Here is a 25,066-nt window from a genome sequence, read left to right on the forward strand (position 1 = left end):
GGCGGCGCCGGGAACGTCGGTACTGTCGGTACTGGGGAGGGGAGCTGAGGAGGGGTGAGGGGTGCGCCGCGCCGAGGACCACCGCGGGGCAGCGGTCACACGAGGGCCCCGTCGTAGGCGTTGAGGAGTTCGGGCAGGTCCGCCACGCTGTCGAGAATGTGCGTGTGGGGCACGGTCGCGAAGTCCGTGTCGGTGTGGGTGCCGGTCCGCACCGCCGCCACCACTGCCGCACCCGCGCGGTGCCCGGCCAGCAGGTCGCTGGTCGTGTCGCCGACGGCGGCGAGTCGGGTGACGGACTCGGTGCCGGTGCGCAGAAGCGCGGTGAGCAGCATGTCCGGGTAGGGGCGGCCGCGGCCGGCGTCGACCGGCGACAGGGCGAGGGTGACCAGGTCGCGCCAGCCCAGCTCGTCGAGGATCTGGTCACGGGTGGCCGGGGAGAAGCCGGTGGTGAGGACGACCTGGCGGCCGGCGGCGCGCATCCGCTCGATGGCGTCGGCCGCGCCCGGCAGCGGAGCGACGCCGTTCTCGGCCACGGAGCGCGCGTACGCCTGCTCGAACGCCTGGTTCGCCCGGGCGGCGCGGTCCTCGTCGCCCCGGGTCAGCACCCGGAAGACCGCGATCTTCGACTGGCCCATGGTCTCCAGCGCGTAGGCGACCGCGGCGGCGTGCTCGGGGCTCCCCGGGGTGAACCCGGCCACGGGCAGCGCTTCGTGGAAGGCCGCGAGCACAGCGCCGCCGTCCTCGACGGTCGTGCCGGCCATGTCGAGGCAGACCAGCTGTACGGATTCGGGCATGGTTGTCCTTCGCTAGGGATGGTGCTGAGGTGACCGGACTTCGGTCACGGCCGCCGGGCTCCCCGCAGCCCGCGCCGACCTGCCGTGCGCGCTCCGATCCGGTACGCGAGCGAGGGCCGGGACAACCCGGGGAGTCCGCTCGGCCTTCTCATGTCGAGCTTGGCGAAACTCTCCCAGCCCACTCGGGAACGCGTCAATGACTTGTACGTACAAGACATCGACCGTTCACCTCGACGGCCCCTTCGGCGAGCGGACAGCGGCTCGCGATCCGGGCGAATCCACCCGCGCTCGGCGACCCGCGGCCCGCTGTGTCATGACACCCCGACCGGCTCCGAGGCCCCGCCACCCGCACGCACGACCACGCGAACACACCTGTACCGTCAGGTGCGTGCAGGGGCCCTTGCGCAGCGCCATCGCGGCCCGGTCGCGCCGGCGCATCCGAAGCGGCGAGGTCCAGGTCGGCGATCGTCTGCCGTCGAAGGCCGACCTGCGCGCGGAGTTCTCGACCTCGCGCCGGGGACACCCCCGCCGAGGGAACGACGCCTGACCGTCGACGCGCCGGACGGGCCGATCGAGTGGTCCGAGGACCGCAACCGGTCGGACGTGGCCACGGCGACCGTCAACAACACCTGCGCGGCGCGGTCGGCGAGGCGGCTCCAGCTCCTCGCTCCCGGCTGCCGACTCCCGACTCCCGACTCCCGACTCCCGACTCCCGACTCCCGACTCCCGGCTCCCGGCTCCCGGCTCCCGGCTCCCGAGCGCCAACTCCTCGCTCCGCGAACGGAGTCGGGCCAGGCTCGGGGCCGACGCCTCCCCGCGCGCACCTACCGGGGCCGTCTCCTCCGAAGCACGCATGGCCCCGAACTTGTTATAAGCGAGGGGCAGGAATCAACCGCTTGTACGTACAAGTAGCACGAGGCCGAGGTGACGGATGCCGACGGCCGGGTCCAGTGGTGTCGGCGAGGCCGGCGCCTCGATGCGCAGAAAGCGCTCTCGTAACATGCGTACCCGCCGCTCGCCGTAGACCGTTTCCGTGCTGGGCCATTGACACAAGAAACCGCTTTCTCCTAGCGTTCCGGGACGAGGAGACTCCATGACCCCCGACTGGCCCGAGGTCGTCCGACGTGTCGACGACCACGCATGGGCGCGCGACATCACCGACCACGTCCGTGCGGACTTCGACCGCTGGCAGCCCGGCCTCGTCATCCCCGGTCCCGCCACCCCGACGGCCTGGACCCACCACTACTTCTGCGACGACGACGGCTCCGCCCTCACCTTCGCCCCGGACTCCCCGCACCGGCACGTCTGCGCCTCGTGCGGGCGGGTCTACCGCGGCGAACCGTGGGACGGCGCCTGGCGCACCACCGTGCACAACTGCGTGGCGGCGCAGGCCCAGCGCGCCGCACTGGTGCTGCGCCTGTCACCCGAACCCGCACAGCGCGAGCGGGCCCGGGCCGCACTGGAGCGGATCTTCGCGACGTACACCCGCGACTACCCCGCCTACCAGCCGCACGGCGTGCACGCCGGCCGGGGGCGGGTGCAGCCGCAGTCGCTGGACGAGGCGGTCTGGGCGGTCCTGCTGCTGCGCGCGCTGCGCTGGGCCGGGCCGGACGCGCTCAGCGCGGGCACCCGCGCCGCGCTGCCGCGGTTCGCCCGGGCGGTGGCGGACCTGCTGCGCCCCCAGATCTCCGCGATCCACAACATCCACTGCTGGCTGCTGGCCGCGGTGGCCGAGTGCGCGGCGCTGCTGGCGGACCGCGAACTGCTCGACTGGTGCCGGGACGGCGAGTTCGGCGCCCGGGCCCAGATCGCCCGGGGCTTCCACGCCGAGGGCCTGTGGTTCGAGTCGAACGCCCACTACCACTACTACGCCGTCGCGGCGCTGCTGTCGTATCGCGAGGCGACCGGCCCCGACGGCCTGGACCAGGACTCCGCCGCCCGCCTGTCCCGCGCCGTCAGCGCCCCGCCCCGACTGGCGTACTCCGACACCCGGTTGCCGGCCTACGGCGACGGGTGGCCCGACTGCTGGACCGCGGACTTCGCCCCGCACGCGGAAGCCGCCTGGACGCTGCTGCCCGAGCGGCCGGTGGACCCCGCGCCGTACTACCGCGTGCCGCGGCCGGGGCCGGTGCGGTTGTGGGGCGGCGCCGACCTGCCCGGTGGCGTCGGCGTGCTCGGCCCGCGCCGCTCGGTGGCGGCCCTGGTCTTCGGACCGGACGAGCTGGTCTCCCCGCCCGGCGACGACGAGCGGTCCCTGGTCTGGCCGGAGGCCGGGGTGGCGGTGCTGCGCTCGGACCGCGCCCGGCTCACCCTGCGGTTCGGCCCGGACGGCGGGTGGCACGACCACCGCGACAAGCTCGCCGTCGACGCCGAGACCGCGGGCGGCTGGCAGAGCCTGGACCTGGGCACCAGCGGCTACGGTGCGCGCTTCACCGCCTGGATGCGCTCCCCCGTCGCCCACAACCTGATGATCTGCGACGGGCGGCGCCAGCCGGCCCACACCGGCCGGCTGCTGCACGCCTCCGAGCACCGGGTGTCGGCGCAGTCCGCCTGGGACGGCCACACCCTGCGCCGCACGCTCCAACTGGCCGACGACGGCTGGACGGACGTCTTCGAGGCCGAGGCACCCGCCACCGGCCTGCTGGAGTGGGTCTTCCACGGCGACGGCGCGTTCGCCCCCGGCGCCGGCCACCCCGCCCTGCTCACCGACGACGGCCCGGACCAGGACGCTTCGGACCGGGACGCCCTGGGCCAGGACGCCGGCTCGGCATCCACCGCCGCCGGGGGCAGCCCCCGGGACCCGGAGCACGACACCGGCCACGGCTGGCTGCGCGAGGTCCGCCGGCTGCCCGTTCCTGCCGACCGCCGGTTGACCGGTGCGTGGGACGCCGCCGGGTCGCCCGTGCTCGAACTCGACGTACCGCAGGGCTTCGTGGCGTACGCGGCCGTCGCCGACGGCAACCCGACCGGGCTGCCGCTCGGCGTGGTGCTGCTGCGCGGCCGCGCCCGACGAGCCCGGATCGAGGCCCGCTTCCGCCTGCCCGACCGGCCCTGATCCGCCGCCCCGCGCACCCGTGTCCGCCCGCCCCCGCGAGCCCGGCTCCCGCCTGCGCCGCGCCGCCCAGCCGCCAACTGCCACCCGCCACCACGTACCGACACGTTCCGCCACCTGCCACCACGTACCGCCCTGGCACCCTGCTCCGCCGACCGACAGCGCACCCACCCACCCACCACAGAGAGCCACTGATGTCGCGATTCGACCTGCCCCTGGAAGAACTCCGAAGCTACCGGCCCGACCTGCCCGCGCCCGACGACTTCGACGCGTTCTGGGACGGCACGCTGCAAGAGGCCCGCGCGTCCGCGATCGACGCGAGCTTCACGCCGGTCGACCTTCCGCTGCCGGGCGTTGAGGTGCTCGACGCGACGTTCGCCGGGTTCGGCGGCCACCCGGTGAAGGGCTGGCTGATACTGCCGGCCGGCGGCGGCGAACCGCTGCCGACAGTGGTGAAGTACATCGGGTACAACGGCGGGCGCGGCCTGCCGCACGAGCATCTGCTGTGGGCCGCGGCCGGGTTCGCCTGCTTCGTGATGGACACCCGCGGCCAGGGCAGCGGCGGGTCGGTCGGCGACACCCCCGACCCGGTGGGCAGCACCCCCGCCCAGCCCGGCCAGATGACCCGCGGGATCGGCGACCGGCACGGCTACTACTACCGGCGGGTCTTCACCGACGCCGTCCGCGCGGTGGAGGCCGCGCGCAGCCACCCGCGGGTGGACGCCTCGCGGGTCGCGGTGGCCGGCGGCAGCCAGGGCGGCGGCATCACCCTGGCCGTCGCGGGACTCGTCCCCGACCTGGCGGCGGTCGCCGTGGACGTGCCGTTCCTGTGCCACTTCCAGCGGGCCGTCAGCCTCACCGACCGCGACCCCTACCGCGAGGTGGCCCGCTACCTGCGCGCCCACCGCGACCACACCGACCAGGTCTTCCGCACCCTGTCGTACTTCGACGGGGTCCACTTCGCCGCGCGCGCCACCGCCCCGGCACTGTTCTCCGTCGGCCTGGAGGACCAGACCTGCCCGCCCTCGACGGTCTTCGCGGCCTTCAACGCCTACCGCGGCACCGACAAGTCCATCGAGGTCTACCCCTTCAACGACCACGAGGGCGGCGGCCCCTTCCAGTCGCTGCGCCAACTCCACTGGCTGCCCTCGCGGTTCGCGCCCACCACCGGACCGGAGACCGGCAGCGCTCGCTGAGGAGCGCCGCCACGACGCCATGGCGGTCGGCGGGAGCCCGGCCGGGGTGTACGCGGCGCGGCCGGGCCGTACGGTCGCGTTGGTGCACAACCGGCCGGCGCCGGGCGGCAGTTCCCGCAACCAGGTATACGGGTCCGGGTGTGCGGGGCGACCGCACACGGTGTGCGGCGCCCCGCGCGCGAGGTGGATGCCACCGGCCCGGACGACGTCCGCCACGTCCACGCCGTGCCCGGGTGCGCGCCGGCGCGCCGCACCTCGCCGTGGCGGGCGTCCACGGCGCGCCGCACGCCCGCATCGTCGCTGTCCGGGCCCGCCGGCCGTGGCCCGGCGCCGTCGGGAGGAGCCGTGTGGCGATGCCCGCGCCGGAAGCCACCGCCGGCGCGGGCCGGACCCTGTGGGACGGCGGCAGTACGCACCCGGCCCGGAGCCACGCCGCGACAGGCTGGGCCGGGTTCGGGCCTGGACGGGGGAACGGGAACGGACGACGATCTCGCTGATGTCGATGCCGTCGGGCTGCTCGATCGCGTAACCGAGGGCGGAGGCGATCGAGGAGGGCGGTACGGCGATCTCGGCGCGCAGCCGGACCGCCTCCGCCACCGCCCGCGGGTCCGCCGCTCCCTTGCGTGAACAGCGCGACCCCGTACCGCGACTTCCCCACCCGGGAAGTCCCGATCGAGGCGGGTCTACCGTGATGAGGTGGCCCCACTCCGCGACGCCGTACCCGACTTGCTCGCGGCGCGCCCGCCCCGCGAGGCGCTGCGCGCCCGGACCCGGCTCTTCCTCGACCACGTCACCGCGAAGTACGGCATGGCCGACGCCTTGCGCGCCATCGCCGCCCTGATGGACGCGTGTGTGGCCGCGGGGGCGATCCGCACCGGCAGCGGCCCCGCCGAGCTGGGCGCCGACCTCGAAGGCATCGCCCTCACCTCGGCGAGCCCGGAGCGGCGGCAGCGCGCCGAACGCCTCCTCGACCTCACCCTGGACGGCCTCAAGGCCCGCCCGTGAGCGCCCGACTCGACGACGTGCTCGCCGCGTTGGTGCGCTGCACCGGTACGCCGGTCACCGACACCGGCGACGAGCACGAACGGTGGCCGCTGTACATGGCCGCGTGCGGGAAGGGCGAGTGCTTCGATCTGCTCTTCAGCGCCGTGGCCCTCGAACCGGTGCCGAGCGTCGCGCTGGGGATCGTCCTCCACGTGCTGGGGACGCTCCCCGAGGCCGCCCGCCCCTCCTGGATCGCGCGGCTCCCGCTCCAGGACAACCGCGACTACGCGATTCGCCGCGCGCGGGAGATCGGCATCCACCAGAGCCGTGACGTGACACCGCTGCTCGTCGACGAGAACGTCCAGGACACCTGGTCCGACTGGTTGCAGTTGCTCCTCGCGGAACGTTCCACCGAGCCGGCCGTACTGCACCGGCTCGCGCGGGCGGGCCGCACCAAGCGGATCAGGCGCCTCGCCTCGGCACCCCGGGACCCTCAGCCTGATCGGGCGGATGGGCCGGATCGGTCAGATCGGCCGGATCGGTCAGATCGGCCGGATCGGTCTACCGGACGTCGATGACGGCTTTGCCCGGCACGCGGCGACCCGCCAGTTCGGTGGCTGCCGAGGCCACCTGTGTCCAGTCGGTGCGCAGGGCGACCTGCGGGTCCAGCTCGCCGCGGGCGGTGAGCGCGGCGAGCCAGCTGAGGTCGGCGCCCAGTCCTGCGGCGTCGTCCAGCAGGAAGTACGTCGCCATCTGGCGGTTGTGGCGCCCGCCGTCACCGAAGAGGGCGCCGTGAGGGAACTGCTCGCCCGCACCGGAGACGTGCCCCGCGGCCACCAGCACGCCGCTCCCGGCCAGGGCGCCGTGCGCGGCGACCAGGTGGGCGCCGCCGACCAGTTCGACCACGCCGTGCACCGGTTCGAGCCGCTGGAGCGCGGCCGGGTCGGTGACGACCTCGTGGGCGCCGAGCCCGCGCAGTGCCTCTTCCTTCGCCGGGTCGCCGGTCAGCGCGATGACGTGCGCGCCGCCCCGGGCGGCGAGTTGCAGGGTGAAGCGGCCGACGCCGCCGCCCGCGCCGGTCACCAGGACGCGCCGTCCCAGGATCGGGCCGATCCGGTGCAGGGCGCGCAGCGCCGTACCCGCCGCGACCGGCAGCGCGCTCATCGGGCCCAGGTCGGCCCCCTCGGGCACGGTGCCGATCAACGCGGTGTCGACGGCGCGCAGTTCGGCCCAGGCACCGTCGGCCCCGAGCGTGACGACGGGGGTGCCGGCCGCGGGGCCGGAACCGTCGGCGGCCGGCTGGACCACCACGCCCGCGGCGTCCCAGCCGGGCACCGCGCCGGGGTCACCTCCGGGGACCACATGGTGGACCTCGCCGGCGTTGAGGGAGAAGGAGTGCACCCGCACCAGGGCCTGGTGGGCGGCGGGTTCGGGGTCGGGAACCGTGGCGAGCGCGAGGTGCCCCGGAGCCGAGTGGTCGATCGTCAGAGCCTTCATGGCCGCGATACTGCCACTGAGTGGCATAAGCGTTCAAGGGGCACATGCGACGGGTACGCTGCACCCGTGGAGAGAGACCTGAGGCAGCTGCCGCTACGCGAGCGAAAGAAGCTGCGCACCCGCCAAGCGCTGGTCGACACGGCCCTCGAACTGTTCTCCCGGCGGGACTTCACCGCGGTCACGCTGGACGAGATCGTCGACGCGGTGGAGATCTCCAAGCGCACCTTCTTCCGCACGTTCACCTCGAAGGAAGACGTGGCGCTGGCCCCGGAGAAGGAGCTGTGGGCCGCCTACCGCGCGGACATCGCGACCCGTCCCCTCACCGGCGCGCACCTGTTCCGCGCGTACAAGGACGCGCTGTTCGCCGCGCTGGAGCAGATGGCCGACGGCTGGGAACGGCGCTTCCTGGCCAGCCGCAACCTGGCCGACCGCACCCCCGCACTGACCGCGCACAGCCTGCGCCACTGCTCGGAGGTCTCCGCGGACGTGGTCCGGATCGTGGCGGACCGCCTCGCCGGCCACGCCCCCGGCCCGACCGAACTCCGCCTGCTGCTCGACCTCATGCTGGCCGCCTGGCACCGCGCCCTGGAGACCTGGACCACCTCGCCCACCGGCCGCCAGGACCGCGCGGCCCTCGTCCGCCACACGCACGAAGCGTTCGCGGCCATCCCCACGGTCGCCGCGCTGGCGGCACAGGACAGCTAGTGCGTGCCGGGCGCCGCTGGGGAAAAGGCGTGGCCGCCCGCCAGTCGTGATGTGACAATCGGTCCGCATCTTGATCCACATCCGCGTTCCGGAGGTCCGCATGGACATCGCCCCGCTGCTGCCGATGACCACGCCCCGGTTGTCGCTGCGTCTGTTCACTCCCGGCGACGTGGACGACCTGTACGCCTACCAGAGCCTGCCGAGCGTGGCGCGTTACCTGTACCGGCCGGCGCACACCCGGGAGCGCAGCGAGCAGGTCGTGGCCGAGCGCGCGGCGGGCGTCGTGTGGCGCGCCGACGGGGACAAGCTGGCGCTTGCCGTGTGCCGGCACGACGAGCCCGGCGTCCTTGGCGAGGTGACGCTCAAACTGGCCGACGCCCGCGCCGCCCAGGCCGAGATCGGCTGGACCCTCGACCCGCGTCACGAGGGGCACGGCTACGCGACCGAGGCGGCCGCGGCGCTGGCCGGGTTCGCCTTCGACCGGCTGGGCGTGCACCGGCTCTACGCACGGCTGGACGTGGAGAACGCCGGGTCCGTGGGGGTCTGCGAGCGCCTCGGGATGCGTCGGGAGGCGCACCTGGTCGAGAACGACCTCGACGGGGACCGCTGGGGCAGCGAGTACATCTACGCGGCGCTGGCCGCGGACCTGCGCGGTCGATCCGGCAGTTGAGGCCGCCACCGCCCCCTGTTCGTGGTGGATGTTCGCGGTGGGATACGGCGGCGGTGGTGGAGCCGTTGCTGCCGCCGTCGCGGGATGAGTGGCTGCCGCGGGACCATCTGGCGCGGTCCGTCGCCGAGTTGGTCGACGAGGTCCTGGACCCGGCCCCGATTCCGGCGGCCCGCGCCGACAAGCGCGGGTCCCCGCCGTACGGCCGGCGTCTGCTGGTCCGGCTGCCGGTCCACGGCTGCACGACAGGGGTGCGCTCGCAGCGGGCGACCGGGCGCGGGGTCGGACGGACGGGCCGGGGGGCCGGTCAGGCGAGGAAGTGTAGGAGGGCCGCGGTGAGTTCGCCCGGGGCGTCCTCCTGGACCACGTGGCCGGCGCCCGGGAGCAGGTGCAACCCGGCCGCGGGGGGCACCTGGGGCGAATCCCTGACGGAATCCCCGACCATGCCGCAGCGAGGTCCGTCGTCATGGTGGAGCGCGTCCTTGGGCGGGGTGGGGGTGGGAGCCTCTAAGGTTCAGGGCAGAGCATCGCTGCTACGCCCAGTGGGAGACGGGGGACCGATGTCGGTGTCATGGAGCGGGCAGGGCCTTCCGCCCGCCGCGGCCGAGCGGCTGGCCTCGGCCGGGGGCAGCGGGACGTGGACGTCCGCGCTGTCCACCGGGGAGTTCGCGGCGATCCGCTCCGTGGGCTTCGAACCGGTCGGCCAGGTGATGGGTTCCGCGGTGTTCCACATCGGGCGCAGCGGCAGGTACTGGGGCTATCACGACTGCCAGTACCCGGGCGCCCGGTACAGCTATGCCTTCGGTTCGAGGACCGGCGCCCCGGTCGCGCTGTCGGGGGGCGGCTCCCCGTCGCAGGCGCTGGTCGGCGTCTTCGACGAGGCCCGGCGCACCGCGCTCGGTCGGATGTCCGCGGAGTGCCGGGCGCTCGGGGGCGACGGCGTGGTGGCCGCCGCGCTGACCATGGCCCCGTTCATCGGCCAGGCCAACTGCCTGGAGTTCAAGGTGATCGGCACGGCGGTGCGGGCGCGGGGCAACCACCACGTGGAGCAGCCCTTCACCTCGCATCTGGACGGGCAGGGCTTCGCGAAGCTGATCGGTGCCGGGTGGGTGCCGGTCGAGCTGCTGGTGGGCATGTCCATCGGGGTCCGGCACGACGACTACCGGACCGCGTCGCAGACGTTCTCCTGGTCCAACATCGAGGTGAGCGGGTGGAGCGACCTGGTCCACGCGGTCCGCTCCGACGCCCGGCAGCAGCTCAGGGCGCAGAGCAGCCGGCGGGGCGGCGACGGGGTCATCATGGCCGACAGCGAGCTGCGCGTGTGGGCGGAGAGCTGTCTGCGGTCCGGCAGTTCCGACCAGGAGGACCACGTCGCGGAGGCGACGATGATCGGCACCAGCGTCGCACGCTTCCACGTCCGCGAGGAGCCGCCGCGCACCCTGTCGGTGATGCCGCTGGGCGACCGCGGGGTCCGGCTGCGCAAGCGGCTGGCGACGGTCGCGTCCAGTCCGTACGCGGACCGCGCGGAGTACCGGCGGCTGGTCCAGGAGATCAGCGAGCTGAACGACTAGGACGACGAGGACGAGAACGACGACGAGGACGAGGACGAGGACGACCAGAACGACCGGGACGGACGGCCGGCCGCGGAGCCGCCACCATCCCTGACCGCTTTCGCATCGCACCATCGCACGGTTGACGAGGGGTACTGACATGACGAACGAACAGCCGAGCGCCGAGGGCGTTCCCGCGGACGCGATGCGTCGGTTGTCCGAGCTGGCGCCCGGCCGCGCCGGGTCGATCTTCACCAGCGACCTGTCGGTGAACGAGTTCCTGCTGGTGCGGGAGGCGGGCTTCAAGCCGATCGGTCTGGTCCTGGGCAGCTCGATCTACCACGTCGGCATCCAGTTCGGCCGCTGGGGCAAGAACCAGGAGCTGGACACCCTCAGCCAGGCGATGTACCACGCCCGGGAGTTGGCCATGACCCGGATGGAGGCGGAGGCCGCGGCGCTGGGCGCGGACGGCATCGTCGGGGTCCGGCTGACCGTGGAGGCGCGGGAGTTCGGCAAGGACGTCGCGGAGTTCATCGCGATCGGCACCGCCGTCAAGGGCGACGCCGCTCCTCCCGGTGGCGGCACCTGGCGCAACAACAAGGGGCAGCCGTTCACCTCGGACCTGTCGGGACAGGACTTCTGGACGCTGATCCGGGCCGGCTACGCGCCGCTCGGCATGGTGATGGGCAGCTGCGTCTACCACATCGCGCACCAGAAGATGGGTTCGGTGATGTCCAACATGGGCCGGAACGTGGAGATCGAGCAGTTCACGCAGGCGCTGTACGACGCCCGCGAGCTGGCCATGGCGCGGATGCAGGCGGAGGCGGAGGCGCTCCAGGCGGAAGGGGTGGTCGGGGTGCAGCTCAACGCGCACAACCACCGGTGGGGCGGCCACACCACGGAGTTCTTCTCGATCGGCACGGCGGTCCGGCCGCTGCGGCCCGACCACGAGATCGAGCGGCCCACGATGGTGCTCAGTCTCGACGGGTGACAGGCTCGGCATCCGCGGGACAGGACGACTTCACGAGCATGGGGACGACGATGAGCGAGCAGGACCCGTTCCAGGGGCGGGCGGGCAACGAAGGCGGTACGGGCGAAGGCGGGACCGGCGGTACGGGCGAAGGCGGCACGCGCGACGGCGGGGAGCCGGCCTCCGGCGCGTCGATCGACATGGTGGCCGCCGCGCTGCGCCGTGACTCGGCCGACCTGGAGATCTACGCCAAGGTGCTGACCGGATCGCTGGCGGACGCGCTGCCGGCCGGCTCGGTGACCTCCGAGCGCAAGCGCACCATGAGCGACCGGCTCGCGGGACGCGAGGGACGGGTCGAGCGGCTCGAAGTCGCCCTGGACGACCGGCGGTTGATCCTGACCCTGGCGCACGGACGGCCGCAGGGCGAGGTGGCCACGGTGGTACGCGGTGTGGTGCTGTCGCGCACTCCGGTGGCGCTGGACGCGTGGGCGGCCGAGCTGGCCGCGGCGCTGGCGCAGCGGGCCGAGGCCGACGCGCGGGCCCGCGCGGCGCTCGAACGGCTGGTGCTGGGCGACTGACCGGCCGCGGGGGGGGGGGGGGGGGGGGGGGAGCCCGCGGCGCCCCAAGCCCACGGCCCCCGCCACCACCCCCCCCAACCCCGGACGTGTGTTCTACCGCCTCGCCGGGGGGGGGCGGGGGGGGGGGCCGGGGGGGCGCGGCCTCGGGGGGGCCCCGCGCGGCCCTCTATGGGGGGGGGGGGGGGGGGGGGCGGCCGGCGCCCCCCCCCCCCCCCCCCCCCCCCGCGGCCGGTCCAACGGACCTGGCACCGCTCAACAGCCCCGGCAAGCAGGTCAGTTGGAGTAGACCTCGGCGCGGTCGATGGAGATGTACGCGGCACCGGAGGAGGCGTTCTTGTCGCCGGTGACCCGCACCCGCAACGTGTGCTGCCCGTAGGCGAGTTGGGGGCTCACGTAGTTCAGCTGCTCCCCCATCCGGATCGCGCCGTAGTAGTCGGCGGTCGTCTCCGGGCCGCCGTCGACGGAGAAGGCCGCGATGCCGTTGCCGGTGTCGCGCACCGACAGCAGGGCGATCCGGGTGCCGGTGAACGTCCAGGTGGCGGTGGCGCCGGGCTCGGCGCTCCAGTGGTCGTCGCCCCAGAAGCACTGGACGCCGCAGCCGCTGCCGGAGTTCCAGTCGCCGGTGTAGGCGATCGAGCCCGAACCGCTGCTTCTGCCGGTGTCGTTGATCCAGTACGAGCCGCCGCCGGGGTCGCCGGACGGCAGGTCCTGGGTGGCGCCGGCGGCGAGCGGCGCACCGAAGTCCGGGGTGCCGTCGGCGTTCCAACCGATCTTCTGCGCACGGGTGGTGCGGCCGTCGTAGGTGTAGTCCGAGGTGTTCTTGCCGTGGTAGACGATCCAGTCCTCGGTGCCGTCCGGGCTCTTGAAGAAGCCGTTGGAGCCGGGGCCCCACACGCCCGTCGCGTCGTCGCGGGAGAAGACCGCTCCCGCGTGCTGGGTCCAGTTGCCCGGCTGGAGCGGATCGGCGCTGCTGGGAATGGACTTCATCCACAGCTGGTAGTCCGGCAGGCCCGTGTCGCAGGTGGAGTAGACGAGGTACGTGGTGCCGTCGTGCTGCAGGATCGAGGGGGCCTCGCGGATGGTGGAGCAGCCGCCGTCGGAGGGCAGGTACACGCGGTCGCCGGAGACCGTCCAGGGGTCGGACATCGGGGCGATGTAGATCAGGTTGTGGCCCTCGGTGCCGGCGCCGGACCACAGCAGGTAGAGGCTGCCGTCGCTCTGCCGCAGCAGCACCGGGTCGATGGCCCACTCGTCGGGGGCGTTCGGCGGTTGCAGCTCGGCCTTGAAGTGGTACGGGCCGAGCGGGTCGGTGCCCTCGGACTCGACGACGTACAGGCGGTGGTTGTCGTCCACCCCGTTGTCGGCGGTGTAGTAGATGTACCAGTGCCCGTCGATCAGATAGAACGACGGCGCCCACACCTGCTGGTTGCGGGAGGCGTCGGGGTCCTGCCAGACGGTCACGCGCGGCGCGGTGAGCAGGTCGCCGAGGGTGGGCGCGACGGCGACGCGCACGGCGTCGCCCTCGGTGGCGGCCAGGTAGTAGTTGCCCTGGTAGTAGGTCATGTAGGGGTCGGGGCTGGTGCCCAGCGGGTTGCGGAAGGTGCCGCCGGCCGCGTGCGCGCTCGACGGTCTCAGGCCCATGCAGCACAGGACGGTGAGCAGCAGGACGAGCGCGACGTTCCCGGCGGTTCGCAGCGGACGGCTGGATGCTGTGCGGGGCATGACCGCCTCCTTGATAGACGGTTGAGGGGGGTGAACACGTCTGATCACGTTCGAGCCGAGCCGAGATTACAACGTTGCACACGGCCCGCGACACCTCTGTGCCGCACTTGCTCCGCCGGGGTGCGGGAGGTGTACGAGGTTCGCGAGGCGAATGAGCTGTACGTGACTACCGGGGTGTCGGCCCTGGCGCGCGGGCAGCGCCGCCCGCTCTCCTCCGGCGGGACCCCCCTCAGCCGGCGTGGCGGACGCGGAAGCGGTCGGGTGCCGCCGGGTCCCGGTCGACGACGCGGACCGGCGGCCACGCCCACTGCCACACGCCGATCCCGGGCGTCCGGGTGAACCGGATCAGCCCGCGGGTGCCCTCGACCGCGACGTGCGGCCAGGACTCGGCGATACCTGCCCGGTCCGTGCCGTGCGCGCGCAGCAGGTCGGCGAGGACGGTGACCGTGTCGTAGCCCTCGAACGCGACGAAGGAGGGCGCTTCGCCGAGCCGTTCGCGCAGCGCGGCCCCGACGCGTACGCCGAGCGGGCCGAGTCGCTCCGGCAGGTAGCGCAGGAACGGGACCGCGGCGCCGTCGGCGCCCAGCACCGTCTCCCAACCGGCGAACTCCGGTTGCCCGGCCGGGGCGCCGATCAGCATCCCGGCGAGGCGCGGGTCGCGGCGGACCGCCCTGACGATCGGCACCGCCGGTTCCGGGTGGCCGACCAGCAGGAGGAGGGCGGTCGCACGGCCGGCGGCGAGACCGTCGCACAGGGCGGCGGGGTCGAGCGCGGCGGCGTCGAGTTCGAGGACGGTGCCGCCGCGTGGCGCGAGGTGGTCCCGCAGGATGCGGGTGCCGGCCGCCCAGTAGACGCTCGGCTGGGTCGCCACGGCGATCCGGCGGTGGCCCGCGGCGAGCAGGAAGTCGGCGTAGATCCGCCAGCCGTGGGACTGCGCCGGGGCGAGCCGGGCGACCCAGCGCGTCGGCTGCTCGGTGAGCGCGTCGAGGACCGCCGAGGAGCAGAGGAACGGCAGGCCGAGGGCGTCGGCCCTGGTGGCGGCGGCGCGGGCGACGACGCTGTGGTACTCCCCCGCGACGGCGACCGCCCCCAGGCCGGCCAGCTCGTCGATGGCCGCTTCGGCCCGCCGCGGATCGGCCGCGGTGTCCCGGACCAGCAGTTCGAGGGGCCGTCCGGCGATCCCTCCGGCGTCGTTGACCTCGCGGGCGGCCAGTTCCAGCCCGGCGAGCAGGTGCCGGCCCGCCTCGACCCAGCCGGGCGGGGTCAGCGGGACGAGGGCGCCGATCCGGACCGGTGATCCGTCGGTCCGGTCCGCTTCGGGCCGCGGTGGTGGGGTGTTCATGCGCCGGCGTCTCCCGTGTGACGAGTCGGGTGCGGTGCGCCCGGGTCGCGGAGCGCGGTTCGGCGGGGCCGGGTGGCGCGCCGCCGCTGTCACCAGGCGGGCGCACCTGGATGGCCATGGTGGACATTGCATCCGCCGCCGGCGCCGGCGGGCAACCGATTATCCGATCGCCGAAGGGCGGGTCGTGGCGTCGCCGCCGGCCCGCACAACCGAGGCGCGACCGGAGGCGTCACCGGGAACGCGGCTGCCGCCGCCGAGCACCGCCGAGCACCGCCGTAGGACCGCCGAGCGCCGAGCGCCGCCGAAGGATCGCCGTCCCACAACCACTGGTTGTGGGGCTAGGGTTGTCGCCATGGATCTCGCCGCCGTCCGGACCTTCGTCGCCGCCGCCGACGCGGGGCAGTTCCAGGAGGCCGCCGCGGAACTGGCGGTCACCCAGCAGGCCGTCTCCAAGCGCATCGCCGCGCTGGAGCGCACCCTCGGCGTGCGGCTGTTCACCCGGACCGCGCGCGGCGCCGAACTCACCATCGACGGGCAGGCGTTCCTGCCCCACGCGCGCGAACTGCTGCGCGTCGCCGAGCGGGCCGTCGCGTCCGTGGGCACCGGCCGACGGCAACTACGGGTCGACGTCATCTCCTCGCGCGGTGCGGCGTCCGGCCTGATGCGCGACTTCCACCGCGCGTACCCCGAGATCGAACTCGACGTGCTGATGCTGTTCGACATCGAGACGGCCGTCGCCTCCATCCGGTCCGGCGCGATCGACGCGTCCTTCCGTGCCGTCGCCGCCCCCGGGCGGCCCCTTCCCGAGGGCATCGAGTCCGTCCGGGTGCTCGACGAGCCGCTCCAGCTCCTCACCGGCCCCGCCCACGCGCTGGCGAACGCCCGGTCGGTGACCGTCGCCCAGCTCGCCGGGCACCGGATCTGGATGCCCGGTATCACCCCCGGCACCGAGTGGGCCGCCTACTACGACGACCTCCTCGCCGCGTACGACCTCACCATCGAGGCCACCGGCCCCAACTTCGGCTCCGACGCGCTCCTCGACACCATCGCCGACACCCCGGCCCTGGCCACCTTCATGGGCACCCGGGCCCGCCTCGTCTGGCCGGCCGGCTACGACCTGCGCCGCATCCCGATCACCGACCCGACCCCCGTCTACCCCCACTCGCTCCTCTGGCACCGCGACAACCCCCACCCGGCGCTCGCCACCCTCCGCACCCACCTCGCGGCCACCGCCCCCACCCCCGGCGCCCCGGGCACCTGGATTCCCCCGTGGGTCCCCCCGCACCGCTCCCCGTCGGTGTCCCCGGGGCCGTGATCGTCGCTCAGCGCGGCCGGGTTCCCCGGTTGCGGGCGACCCAGTGCGCGTAGTCGGCCTGCTGGCGGGCCCGGTCGTGCGGCGAGTAGCCGTGTGCGGCTTCCAGGGCGTCGGAGACCTGCTCGACGGCGGCGGCGTCGCCGTCGGCGGACCAGAAGAAGGAGCCGGTCCTGCGGACGAGGACGTCCGACACGGTCATGGCCATGTCGTGGACGACGGCGTGCCGGATCTCGGCCGGGGTGAGCACGCTGTCACCGATCGGTTCGCCGTCCGCCGCGTGCCGGGTGGCCGCGCGGGCCAGCAGCGCCGCGTTGCCGCCGTACCGGCGCAGCCATCGCTGCCGGGTGGCCTCCGCGACGGGTGCCGTGGTCAACGCCTGCCGGGCATCGGCGAGTTCGCCGGGGTCGCCGCCGGAGATCGGGACCTTGCCGGTGGTGGACGGCGGCAGGCCCCGCTGCCCCCACCGGTCGGCGAGCTGCCCGGCGGCCGTGTCGACGATCTGGGCCGCCATGAGGCGGGCGGTGGTCAGCTTTCCGCCGGCGGCGGTGATCAGGCCCGAGTCGCCGACGGTGATGCTGTGCTCGCGGGACGCGGCCGAGTTCGACGTTCCCGGCAGGGGTGCGATCAGGGGGCGCAGGCCCGCCCAGGAGGCGACGATGTGGCTGCTGTCGACGTGCGCGCCGGGCAGCGCGTGGTTGGCCGCTTCGAGCAGGTACGTGAAGTCCTCCTCGTCGCCGACGACTTCGTCCAGGGAGCCGCTGAAGTCGGTGTCGGTGGTGCCGACATACACATGCCGGCCGTCGCCCGCCGGGGTCGGCCACACCACGCGGGAGTCCGAGGGGGAGCGCAGGAACACGGCGGTGCGCAGCGGGAAGTCCTCGGTGCGCAGCACGATGTGCACCCCCTTGGTGGGGCGCAGCGTGGGGTGTTCGGGTGCGCGTTCCAGCCCGAGCACCCGGTCCACCCAGGGACCGGCGGCGTTCACCACGGTCCTGGCCCGTACGGTGATGTGCTCGCCGGTGAGCCGGTCGACGATCTCGGCGCCCGCGATCCGGCCGCCGTCCCGGAGGAAGCCGGTGACCTCGCGGTGGTTGCCCAGCAGCGCGCCGGCCCGGGACGCGGACTCCAGCACGTCGATGACGAGGCGGGCGTCGTCGGTGAGGGCGTCGTGGTAGAGCCCGGCGCCCTTGAGGCCGGTGGCGTTGAGGTGCGGCTCGCGGCGCAGCACCGCGTCGCGGCCCAGCATGCGGTGCCACCGCTTCAACGGCGCCCGGGAGAAGGCGTCGTAGAAGGTCAGGCCGAGGTTGAGCAGCGCGCGTCCTTCGGGGTAGCCGTCGTAGACCAGGTACATGAACGGCTGGAGGTCGGCGAGGTGGGGCGCGATGCGCATCATGACCTCGCGCTCGCGGACCGACTCGTGGACCATCCTGAACTGGTACGTCTGGAGGTACCGCAGGCCGCCGTGGATGAGTTTCGACGACCGGCTGGAGGTGCCGCCGGCGAAGTCGTCGCGGTCGACCAGGACCACGGACAGCCCGCGCAGCGCGGCGTCCCGTGCGACCGAGGCCCCGGTGATGCCCCCGCCGATGACGAGGAGGTCGGCCTCGGTGGGCAGTTCTGACGGCGAGAATCGCTTCATTGCTGGACGACCCATCCTTTCGCGCGCTCGACCGCGCGCTTCCATTGCGTGTACTGGGCGTCGCGGGAGGCGTCGTCCAGTGCCGGAACGAAGACCGCGTCGTCGCCGGTGGCCCGGAAGCAGTCCTCGGGGTCGGACCAGGTGCCGACGGCGAGCCCGGCCAGGTAGGCGGCCCCCGACGCGGTTGCTTCGACGTTGGAGGGCCGGTGGATCACCGCGCCGAGCATGTCGGCCTGGAACTGGAGCAGGAAGTCGTTGGCGGAGGCGCCGCCGTCGGCCCGCATCGAGGTGACGGCGCGTCCGGACTCCTCGGACATCAGCTCGATGAAGTCCTTGATGGAGTAGACGATTCCCTCCAGCGCGGCGCGCGCCAGGTGGCCGCGGGTGGTGCCCGGCGAGATGCCGATGAGCAGGCCCCGCGCGCCGGCGTCCCAGGACGGGGCGCCGAGGCCGGTCAGGGCCGGCACGAAGTACACGCCGTTGTTGTCGTCGACGCCGCGGGCCAGTTCCTCCGTCTCCCCGGCGCTGCCGAGCAGTTCGGCCCCGTCGCGCAGCCACTGCACGGCGGCGCCGGTGACCGGGGCGTACCCCTCCAGGCCGTAGGTGGTCGAGCCGTCGCGGCGCCAGGCGATGATGGTGCTGAGCCCGTGCCGGGAGATCACCGGGGTGCTGCCGGTGTTGACGTCGAGGAAGGTCCCGGTGCCGTGGGTGGTCTTGGCGTCGCCGGGGTGGACGCACCCCTGTCCGAACAGTGCCGCCGACTGGTCGGCGACCGCGGCGGTGATCGGCACCTCGGCCCCGAGGACGGCCGGGTCGGTCGTGGCGATGTGGCCGGAGTCGTCGACGACCTGCGGGAACAGGTTCATCGGCAGGCCGAGCGCGCCGAGCCAGTCGCGGTACCAGGAGTCCGTGAGCAGGTCGTAGGAGCCGGTGACGGCGGCGTTCGACGCGCTGATCGCGTGGACGGCGCCGCCGGACAGCCGGTGGATGAGCCAGGAGTCCATGGTGCCGAAGGCCAGTTCGCCGGCCTCGGCGCGCCGGGCCAGGTCCTTGTCGTGCTCCAGCATCCAGCACAGCGACAGCGACGAGTAGACCGGCGCAAGCGTCCAGCCGGTGCGGGCCTGGACGGCCGCCCCCCACTCGGGCCGCAGCCGGTCCGCCGTCGCCGCGGTCCGCAGGTCCTGCCAGACGATGGCCGGGGCGACGGCCCGGCCGGTGCCGCGGTCCCACAGCACCGTGGTGGCGCGCTGGTTGGTGATGCCGATGCCGGACAGTTCCCCGGCCCGGGTGCCGCTCTCGCGCAGGGCGTCGGCGATACGGGCGGAGGTGAGCCGCCAGATCTCCTCGGGGTCGTGTTCCACCCGGTCGGCGGCCGGGTGGAACTGGGTGAACTCGCTGTAGGCGCGGCCGCGCACGGCGCCCGCGCCGTCGAACACCAGGGCGCGGGTTCCTGTGGTGCCCTCGTCGATGACGAGAAGGCGGGATGGGTCACTCATCGTCGAGCTCCATGTCCTGGGAGGGCGCCGCTGTCGGGGCGGCGCCGGGAGGGGGGGTGGCCCGGCCGGTCACAGACCGAGCTTGCCGGGGTTGAGCAGGGCGTCGGGGTCCAGCGCGTGCTTGAGCTTGCGCAGCACGAGGTGGGCCGATCCCAGCGAGCGGCGCGAGTAGGGCGAGCGGGCGAGTCCGCCGCCATGGTGGTGGGACAGCTCGGCGCCGTGCTGGAGGCAGACCTCCATCGCGGTCGCCCAGATCGTCTCCAGCCGCTCCGTGGCCGCGGCGTCGTCGGGCGCGTGGCCGAGCAGGATGAGGTACATCGAGGTCCCTTGCGTGTACACGTGGGAGAAGTGCGCGAGCACCTCGTCCGCGAAGGGCTTCAGGGCCTCCTTCAGCGCCGCGTGGAGTTCCAGGACGTGCCGCCAGGTGTGGGCGACCTCGATGGTCTCGGCGAAGCCGCCGGGTGTGTCGAGCTGCCTCTCCACGGTGGAGAAGTCGAACCGGCGCGCCATCCACGCCGCGGCCGGCTCCGGGCCGAGCAGGTCGGCGCCGCGCGCGGTGGCCAGACCGGTCAGGACCTCCAGTTCCGCGGCCGCGACGGCCGGCTCCCCTTCGGTGCCGGCGAACAGCACGGGGCGGTCGATGTGCTCGTCGTCCAGCGCGTGCCGGGCCTCGTCGACGTCGTAGAGCCGGAGCAGGAAGGGCTTCAGGCCGAGCGCGGCCTGTCCGCGCATGACGTCCAGGCCCGCCGCCAGGTCGGGCAGCCGGAAGGTCTGCAGCAGGCGCTCCTTCGGCAGCGGGACGATCTTGCAGGTCACCTGGGTGACCACGCCGAGGGTGCCCTCCGAGCCGAGGAAGAGCTGACGCAGGTCCGGCCCCATGGCCGCCCTCGGGGACGCCTTGAGTTCCACCGCCTCGCCGGTGGCCAGCACCACGCGGTAGCCGACGACCAGGTCCTCGACCCCGCCGTAGCGGGAGGAGAACTGGCCGGTGGCCAGCGTGGCCAGCCACCCGCCGACCGACGAGCGGTACAGCGACTGCGGGGAGAAGCGCATGGTCCATCCGGCCGCGTTGAGCGCGTCCTCGAGTTCGCCGCCGTTGTTGCCGGCCGGCACGGTCACCGTCATGTCGATCTCGTCGACGACAGGGGGCCCGACCAGGCCGGAGACGTCCAGCACGATGCCGCCGCGGGTCGGCAGCGGCTGCCCGGTGACGGACGAGCCCAGCGCCCGGGTCGTCACCGGTGTGCCGGTGGCGCCGGCGGCGCGCAGCACCGTCACGACGTCCTGCTCGGTCGCCGCCCTGACCACGGCCTGCGCCTGGTACGGGTGCTTGTCCTGCCGGTTCCACTTGGTGGCGACCGGCCAGGTGTCGTGGCTGGTGGCGGCGAGGGCCGCCGGGTCGGTACTGATCGCATCGATCCCGAGGTCGTCGGCGAGCCGGTCCAGGAGGGGCGAGATGTCAGGCACGGTGTTCCTTGTTCCTTCTGTTGGTGCGGAGCGGTGGCGGGCAGGCGCCGTCAGGTGAGCACGGTGGCCAGCGTCAGGCAGGCCGGCGTCATGACGGCTATCGCCACGGCCGGGGGATCGATGTGCGTGTCGCCGTGGATCAAGAAGACCCGCGAGGCTCCCTCGCCGACCAGGGCTGTGGCCAAGCCGGCCAGCGCGCCCACCCATACGGAGGAGAACGCCAGGCCGGTCGCGGCGGCGACGGACGTGATGTGGTGGGTGGCCGGAACGGTCACCGGCGTGGCCAGGAAGACCAGGGACAGCGCGGAGACGCCGAAGGCGAGGACGCCGGCCGCCAGGCTCAGCGACGGCTCGGTCCGGACCAGTTCGACCGCCGACCAGGACGCCAGGAACCCGACGGCGAGGCCGAGCAGCGCGGCCATCACCGGCTTCTCCTGCGCCGGCAGCCAGGCCGCGGTCCGCGTGGTGCGGAAGCGGTCCCTGAGCCGGCTGACCTCCGCGTGGCCGAACAGCCCGGTCCGGCCGAACACCAGCCGCGCGACGAACGCCGAGGCGACCACGGTGAGGGCGGTGGTGTTGGCGTACTGCGTCATCCAGTCGCTCGCGTTCAGGGCGCTCTGCACGACCAGGCCGAGTACCCCGAAGGCCGCGCCCGCGAGCAGGGTGCCCGGGTCCGCGAGGCCGAGCAGCCCGGGCACGATGTCCCGACCGGTGGCGGTCTTGCCGCGCCGCGCCGCGTAGGCGAGCGCACCGACCGCGCCGGCGAAGGCGATGTGCGGCCCGAACCACTCCCCCAGCGCGACGTGCTCCAGGAACCAGGGGTTCCCCGCGCCGATCACGGCGGCGACACCGACCAGGATCATCAGCCCGCACAGCACGAATGCCGCCAGGGCTCCGACAGCGGCGGCGAACAGGCCGCCCGCGGCGGCGGCCGCCACCGCCTCCAGTGTGAGATGCATCCGGACTCCCTCGGCCGATGACCGTTCCACAGTACTCCATATTTGGAGTACTCGAATTTCGGAGCAAAGGTACGGGCGAGGAGCCGAGGTGTCAACGCTGTGTGCGCTGGAGCGTGATCACGGGCCCGCTGTAACGTGACCAGTCGGGGGCCGTACCGCGCGGTCCTGTCGCGCGAGCGAGAGAAGCGGGAGTTCCCAGGTGCACGGCACGAACCAGTTGCCCGCGCCGGCCGCCCGTCGGCCGCTGGACCAGGTGCTGCGCGCGATCGTGGTGGACGCGCTGCGGGTCGGCGTCGGCGAGACGCTCCCCACCAACAGCCACTACCTGCGCACCGTGGGAGCCAGCGCGGGCACGGTCCAGCGGGCCATCAAGACGCTCGCCGACCAGGAAGCGCTCGTCACCGCGTCACACGGCCACCAGGGCCGCACCGTGGGATCGCTCCATGTCGGCGCGGCCTGGCACATCGCCGGACTGTCCCCGCTGCGGCTGCTCTTCCCGCCCAGCGGCCCGGCCGAGATCGACGCCCTCACCGAGGCCCTCGCCGGCGAACTCACCGAACTGGGCGTGCCCCACACCATTCGCCACCAGCGAGGCGGCACCCGGCGCCTCGCCGCCCTGCACGCGGGCGCGTACGACCTCGCCGTCGTCTCGTCGGGAGCGTTTCGCGGTGCGACCCAGGCCTCCGACGCGGCGCCCTCGCTGACGCTGGCGCCGGGCACGTACTACGCGCCCCACCGCCTCGTCGCGGTCACCCGCACCGGCGACGACCCGCCCGGCCCCGGCGCCCGCGTCGCGATCGACGACGACTCACCGGACCACGTGCTCCTCACGCAGTCGGCCTTCCCCCCCGACCGCGGGTACACCTACGTCAACTGCCGGTTCCCGGAAGTCCCGACAGCGGTGCTGCGGCGCCAGGTCGACGTCGGCATCTGGCACCTCAGCCATACCGTCATCCCCCTCGACCTCGCCGGACTGAGCTGCGCGGACATGGAGCGGCTGGACACCGTCACGGACTGGCGGGAGGTGTCGGCGGCCGTCCTGGTCGGCGGGACGCAGCGCGGCGAACTGCGCTCCGTGCTCGCCTCGATCCGGCTGCCGAACCTCTTCAGCGCGCAGCAGCAGTGGCTGCGCGACGAGTCGAGCTGACGTGAGCTGACGTGAGCTGACGCGGCATCAGCTCGCCGCGTCAGGTTGCCGTCTCAGGTTGCCGCGTCGCCTCGGCTCGTCGGCTCGCCGCGTCGTGGAAGGCGCGGCGGGTCGCCACGATGCCGTCGGTGGTGCGGGAGGGGTGCACCCGGTTGGTGAGGAGGACGGCGTAGCGGGTGGTGTCCGGGTCGATCCAGACGCTGGTGCCGGTGAAGCCGGTGTGGCCGTAGGAGCGGGGGCCGAAGGACCGGCCGACGGGCGAGTCCACGGGGTCCTGGCCCTGCCAGGCGAGGCAGCGCCGCAGCGCCAGGCCCTCGGAGTGGACGGCCGTCATCTGCCGGAAGGTGTCGGGGCGCAGCAGTTCCCGGGCGCCGCCGGCGAGGGACAGGGCGAGCCGTTCCATGTCGGCGAGCGGGGCGAACAGGCCGGCATGCCCGCCGACGCCGCCGAGCACCACCGCGTTCTCGTCGTGCACCTCGCCGACCACGACCCGGCCGCGCCACGGGCAGTCCTCGGTGGCCACCGCGCGCCGCCGGGCGTCGGCGGCCGGGCGGAAGCAGGTGCCGGTCATCCCGAGCGGGCCGCACACCAGCCGCTCCACCAGGACGTCCAGGGTCTCCCCCGCGGCGGCCTCGGCGATGAGGCCCAGGATGATGAAGCCTTGCGAGGAGTACTGCACGCGCGTCCCGGGTGCGGCCGTGAGCGGCAGCAGGCGTATCGCCTCCAGGAGTGAGGCGCGGGTGGGGTGTTCGCGGTAGAGGGGGACCTGGCCGGGGATGCCCGAGGTGTGCGCGAGCAGCTGACCGACCGTCAACTCCGCCTTGTCGCCGTCCCGGTACTCCGGCAGGTGGTCGCCGATGGTGTCGGCCAGCCGTAGCGCGCCGGTGTCGACCAGGGCCATCACCGCGAGCCCCACCACGGGCTTGGTGACGGAGGCGAGGTCCCACAGGTCGGTGCCGTCCAGCGGTTCGCCGCCCCAGCTCCTGGTGCCGGTCCAGCCCCGGTCCCGGGTTCCGGCCGCGTCGCCGACGGACCACGCCGCCGCGGAGTAGACCTCGCGCTCCCGGCCGGCGGCGAGCAGATCGCGCAGGGAGCTCATACCCGCTCCCCTTCCGCGCCCCGGTCCCGCTCGTCCTCCGCGCTCCGGCCCACCACGCCGAGCGACGGCGCGCGTCCGCCGAGGCCGGCGGAGACGGCGCGGGCGGCGGCGCGCACCATCGGGCCGAACAGCCGCACGCTCTCCTCGTCGAGGGTGAAGGTCAGCCCGCTGACGCCGACCGCGCCGACCACCTGCCCGGTCTCGTCGAGCACGGGCGCGGCGACCGAGCGCACGTCGGGTTCGCCGTATCCGTCGTCGACGGCGTAGCCGCGCTCGGCGGCCTCCCGCAGCACCGCGCGCAGCGCGTCGGCGCCGCCGAGCGGGTGCGCGGCCCATTCCTGCGGCGGTACGCCGTCGAGCACGTCGGCGCACTCCCCCGGCGGCAGCGCGGCGAGCATCGCCAGGCCGGGTCCGCTGCGGTACAGCGGCGTACGGCCGCCGGGTCGCACGCCCATCCGGAACTCAGGCGGCGCGTCGGAGTGCTCCAGGTGGACCGCGTCGTTGCCGTGCCGTACGGCGTAGCAGGCGAGCTGGCCGGTGCGGCGGTGCAGTTCGGCGAGCACCGGGCGGGCCGACCGCAGGTCCTGGCCGTCGTGCAGGGCGGCGGCGGCGAGGCCGAGCAGGCGCGGCCCGGCGCGGTAGCGACCGCCGTCGACGGGCTGGGCGAAGCCGAACTCGGCCATGGTCTGCAGATGGCGGTGGACGGTCGGTTTCGTCAGGCCGGTGCGCCGGGCGAGATCGCCCAACCGGTGCGGCCCACCGGGTTCGACGAGCGCTTCCAGCACTTCCATCGCCTTGTCGATCGGCCCCTTCGCGCGGCCCTGCTCGCCGATCCGAGTGTTGACCATCTTCGCCATGTCGCCTAGCTTAGCCCATCATTCCATCTG

The 25,066-nt window shown here is 73.9% G+C and carries 20 protein-coding genes and 2 pseudogenes; 12 read left to right on the top strand and 10 right to left on the bottom strand.

The features are described from left to right. Positions 1-95: 95 nt before the first annotated feature. A complete protein-coding gene (locus ACIPAE_RS29340) occupies positions 96-794 on the bottom strand; it encodes a phosphonatase-like hydrolase (RefSeq protein WP_402449203.1) in 699 nt (232 codons plus the stop codon). A 1,093-nt stretch (positions 795-1,887) separates the two neighbouring features. Here ACIPAE_RS29340 and ACIPAE_RS29345 point away from each other — a divergent pair. The 4 genes and pseudogenes from ACIPAE_RS29345 to ACIPAE_RS29360 all read left to right on the top strand — a co-directional run bounded on the left by ACIPAE_RS29345 (position 1,888) and on the right by ACIPAE_RS29360 (position 6,604). Continuing rightward, complete coding sequence (locus tag ACIPAE_RS29345; protein ID WP_402449205.1) at positions 1,888-3,849, top strand: heparinase II/III family protein; 1,962 nt, start codon at positions 1,888-1,890, stop codon at positions 3,847-3,849. Positions 3,850-4,040: 191 nt separating this feature from the next. Then, positions 4,041-5,042 carry an acetylxylan esterase gene (locus tag ACIPAE_RS29350; RefSeq protein ID WP_402449207.1) on the top strand — a complete coding sequence of 334 codons (1,002 nt, stop codon included), beginning with the start codon at positions 4,041-4,043 and terminating at the stop codon, positions 5,040-5,042. Between the two features lie 623 nt (positions 5,043-5,665). Further along, positions 5,666-6,047 (top strand): annotated as a pseudogene (locus ACIPAE_RS29355) (TetR/AcrR family transcriptional regulator); the annotation flags it as partial. Further along, positions 6,044-6,604, top strand: coding sequence for a hypothetical protein (locus ACIPAE_RS29360; protein ID WP_402449209.1), 561 nt, complete (start codon positions 6,044-6,046; stop codon positions 6,602-6,604). The pseudogene ACIPAE_RS29355 and the gene ACIPAE_RS29360, both read left to right, overlap by 4 nt. Here the strand turns inward: ACIPAE_RS29360 and ACIPAE_RS29365 are convergent. Beyond that, the gene (locus tag ACIPAE_RS29365; protein ID WP_402449211.1) at positions 6,588-7,523 is read right to left on the bottom strand and encodes a zinc-binding dehydrogenase; all 936 of its coding nucleotides are present in this window, start codon (positions 7,521-7,523) and stop codon (positions 6,588-6,590) included. The genes ACIPAE_RS29360 and ACIPAE_RS29365 overlap by 17 nt on opposite strands. 66 nt (positions 7,524-7,589) lie before the next feature. Here ACIPAE_RS29365 and ACIPAE_RS29370 point away from each other — a divergent pair, with 66 nt between their 5' ends. The 6 genes and pseudogenes from ACIPAE_RS29370 (at position 7,590) to ACIPAE_RS29395 (ending at position 11,993) form a co-directional block, all read left to right on the top strand. Further along, on the top strand, positions 7,590-8,228 hold the full coding sequence (locus ACIPAE_RS29370; RefSeq protein WP_329372505.1) for a helix-turn-helix domain-containing protein: 639 nt from the start codon (positions 7,590-7,592) through the stop codon (positions 8,226-8,228). 100 nt (positions 8,229-8,328) lie between these two features. After that, positions 8,329-8,898: a GNAT family N-acetyltransferase gene (locus ACIPAE_RS29375; protein WP_329372504.1), complete on the top strand. Its 570-nt coding sequence runs from the start codon at positions 8,329-8,331 to the stop codon at positions 8,896-8,898. A 65-nt stretch (positions 8,899-8,963) separates the two neighbouring features. Further along, a pseudogene (locus tag ACIPAE_RS29380) lies at positions 8,964-9,173 on the top strand (IS1182 family transposase); the annotation flags it as partial. A gap of 282 nt (positions 9,174-9,455) precedes the next feature. Then, positions 9,456-10,466, top strand: a complete 1,011-nt coding sequence (locus tag ACIPAE_RS29385) for a heavy metal-binding domain-containing protein (protein WP_402449407.1) — start codon at positions 9,456-9,458, stop codon at positions 10,464-10,466. 139 nt (positions 10,467-10,605) lie between these two features. Continuing rightward, positions 10,606-11,436, top strand: a complete 831-nt coding sequence (locus ACIPAE_RS29390) for a heavy metal-binding domain-containing protein (RefSeq protein WP_366411207.1) — start codon at positions 10,606-10,608, stop codon at positions 11,434-11,436. Between the two features lie 50 nt (positions 11,437-11,486). After that, a complete protein-coding gene (locus ACIPAE_RS29395; protein ID WP_366411208.1) occupies positions 11,487-11,993 on the top strand; it encodes a hypothetical protein in 507 nt (168 codons plus the stop codon). Between the two features lie 273 nt (positions 11,994-12,266). Here the strand turns inward: ACIPAE_RS29395 and ACIPAE_RS29400 are convergent, their stop codons facing one another. Both ACIPAE_RS29400 and ACIPAE_RS29405 read right to left on the bottom strand, forming a co-directional pair. Continuing rightward, positions 12,267-13,715 carry a glycoside hydrolase family 43 protein gene (locus ACIPAE_RS29400; RefSeq protein WP_402449214.1) on the bottom strand — a complete coding sequence of 483 codons (1,449 nt, stop codon included), beginning with the start codon at positions 13,713-13,715 and terminating at the stop codon, positions 12,267-12,269. Between the two features lie 229 nt (positions 13,716-13,944). Then, positions 13,945-15,057: an ABC transporter substrate-binding protein gene (locus ACIPAE_RS29405; RefSeq protein ID WP_402449217.1), complete on the bottom strand. Its 1,113-nt coding sequence runs from the start codon at positions 15,055-15,057 to the stop codon at positions 13,945-13,947. Positions 15,058-15,409: 352 nt separating this feature from the next. On the opposite strand from ACIPAE_RS29405, the gene ACIPAE_RS29410 reads away from it, so the two are divergent. After that, positions 15,410-16,372 (top strand): LysR family transcriptional regulator, encoded by a 963-nt coding sequence (locus tag ACIPAE_RS29410; protein WP_366411210.1) that lies wholly within the window; start codon positions 15,410-15,412, stop codon positions 16,370-16,372. A 7-nt stretch (positions 16,373-16,379) separates the two neighbouring features. On the opposite strand, the gene ACIPAE_RS29415 is transcribed toward ACIPAE_RS29410, so the two are convergent. From ACIPAE_RS29415 to ACIPAE_RS29430, 4 genes are all read right to left on the bottom strand, one after another. After that, positions 16,380-18,011, bottom strand: a complete 1,632-nt coding sequence (locus tag ACIPAE_RS29415) for an FAD-dependent oxidoreductase (protein ID WP_402449219.1) — start codon at positions 18,009-18,011, stop codon at positions 16,380-16,382. Further along, positions 18,008-19,507, bottom strand: coding sequence for a glycerol kinase GlpK (locus ACIPAE_RS29420; RefSeq protein WP_329372492.1), 1,500 nt, complete (start codon positions 19,505-19,507; stop codon positions 18,008-18,010). The genes ACIPAE_RS29415 and ACIPAE_RS29420 overlap by 4 nt, the downstream gene beginning before the upstream one ends. Positions 19,508-19,576: 69 nt before the next feature. Then, positions 19,577-20,974: an FAD-binding oxidoreductase gene (locus tag ACIPAE_RS29425; RefSeq protein WP_402449222.1), complete on the bottom strand. Its 1,398-nt coding sequence runs from the start codon at positions 20,972-20,974 to the stop codon at positions 19,577-19,579. A 50-nt stretch (positions 20,975-21,024) separates the two neighbouring features. After that, positions 21,025-21,933: a hypothetical protein gene (locus ACIPAE_RS29430; protein ID WP_329372488.1), complete on the bottom strand. Its 909-nt coding sequence runs from the start codon at positions 21,931-21,933 to the stop codon at positions 21,025-21,027. A gap of 199 nt (positions 21,934-22,132) precedes the next feature. Here ACIPAE_RS29430 and ACIPAE_RS29435 point away from each other — a divergent pair, with 199 nt between their 5' ends. Beyond that, positions 22,133-23,080 carry a YhfZ family protein gene (locus ACIPAE_RS29435; protein ID WP_329372486.1) on the top strand — a complete coding sequence of 316 codons (948 nt, stop codon included), beginning with the start codon at positions 22,133-22,135 and terminating at the stop codon, positions 23,078-23,080. 40 nt (positions 23,081-23,120) lie between these two features. On the opposite strand, the gene ACIPAE_RS29440 is transcribed toward ACIPAE_RS29435, so the two are convergent. Further along, positions 23,121-24,179: a serine hydrolase domain-containing protein gene (locus ACIPAE_RS29440; RefSeq protein WP_402449225.1), complete on the bottom strand. Its 1,059-nt coding sequence runs from the start codon at positions 24,177-24,179 to the stop codon at positions 23,121-23,123. Continuing rightward, positions 24,176-25,036, bottom strand: a complete 861-nt coding sequence (locus tag ACIPAE_RS29445) for an IclR family transcriptional regulator (protein ID WP_402449228.1) — start codon at positions 25,034-25,036, stop codon at positions 24,176-24,178. The genes ACIPAE_RS29440 and ACIPAE_RS29445 overlap by 4 nt, the downstream gene beginning before the upstream one ends. Between the last annotated feature and the right edge of the window lie 30 nt (positions 25,037-25,066).

Source organism: Streptomyces sp. NPDC087270 (assembly GCF_044744625.1).
GTDB lineage: Bacteria > Actinomycetota > Actinomycetes > Streptomycetales > Streptomycetaceae > Actinacidiphila.

What these genes read in the sequence shown, in the direction of transcription:
- ACIPAE_RS29420 (WP_329372492.1), bottom strand. Translation starts at nt 19,507, where the DNA reads ATGAGTGACCCATCCCGCCTTCTCGTCATCGACGAGGGCACCACAGGA.
- ACIPAE_RS29445 (WP_402449228.1), bottom strand. Translation starts at nt 25,036, where the DNA reads ATGGCGAAGATGGTCAACACTCGGATCGGCGAGCAGGGCCGCGCGAAG.
- ACIPAE_RS29405 (WP_402449217.1), bottom strand. Translation starts at nt 15,057, where the DNA reads ATGAACACCCCACCACCGCGGCCCGAAGCGGACCGGACCGACGGATCA.
- ACIPAE_RS29385 (WP_402449407.1), top strand. Translation starts at nt 9,456, where the DNA reads ATGTCGGTGTCATGGAGCGGGCAGGGCCTTCCGCCCGCCGCGGCCGAG.
- ACIPAE_RS29390 (WP_366411207.1), top strand. Translation starts at nt 10,606, where the DNA reads ATGACGAACGAACAGCCGAGCGCCGAGGGCGTTCCCGCGGACGCGATG.
- ACIPAE_RS29430 (WP_329372488.1), bottom strand. Translation starts at nt 21,933, where the DNA reads ATGCATCTCACACTGGAGGCGGTGGCGGCCGCCGCCGCGGGCGGCCTG.
- ACIPAE_RS29400 (WP_402449214.1), bottom strand. Translation starts at nt 13,715, where the DNA reads ATGCCCCGCACAGCATCCAGCCGTCCGCTGCGAACCGCCGGGAACGTC.
- ACIPAE_RS29345 (WP_402449205.1), top strand. Translation starts at nt 1,888, where the DNA reads ATGACCCCCGACTGGCCCGAGGTCGTCCGACGTGTCGACGACCACGCA.
- ACIPAE_RS29415 (WP_402449219.1), bottom strand. Translation starts at nt 18,011, where the DNA reads ATGAAGCGATTCTCGCCGTCAGAACTGCCCACCGAGGCCGACCTCCTC.
- ACIPAE_RS29440 (WP_402449225.1), bottom strand. Translation starts at nt 24,179, where the DNA reads ATGAGCTCCCTGCGCGATCTGCTCGCCGCCGGCCGGGAGCGCGAGGTC.
- ACIPAE_RS29365 (WP_402449211.1), bottom strand. Translation starts at nt 7,523, where the DNA reads ATGAAGGCTCTGACGATCGACCACTCGGCTCCGGGGCACCTCGCGCTC.
- ACIPAE_RS29350 (WP_402449207.1), top strand. Translation starts at nt 4,041, where the DNA reads ATGTCGCGATTCGACCTGCCCCTGGAAGAACTCCGAAGCTACCGGCCC.
- ACIPAE_RS29395 (WP_366411208.1), top strand. Translation starts at nt 11,487, where the DNA reads ATGAGCGAGCAGGACCCGTTCCAGGGGCGGGCGGGCAACGAAGGCGGT.
- ACIPAE_RS29375 (WP_329372504.1), top strand. Translation starts at nt 8,329, where the DNA reads ATGGACATCGCCCCGCTGCTGCCGATGACCACGCCCCGGTTGTCGCTG.
- ACIPAE_RS29410 (WP_366411210.1), top strand. Translation starts at nt 15,410, where the DNA reads ATGGATCTCGCCGCCGTCCGGACCTTCGTCGCCGCCGCCGACGCGGGG.
- ACIPAE_RS29340 (WP_402449203.1), bottom strand. Translation starts at nt 794, where the DNA reads ATGCCCGAATCCGTACAGCTGGTCTGCCTCGACATGGCCGGCACGACC.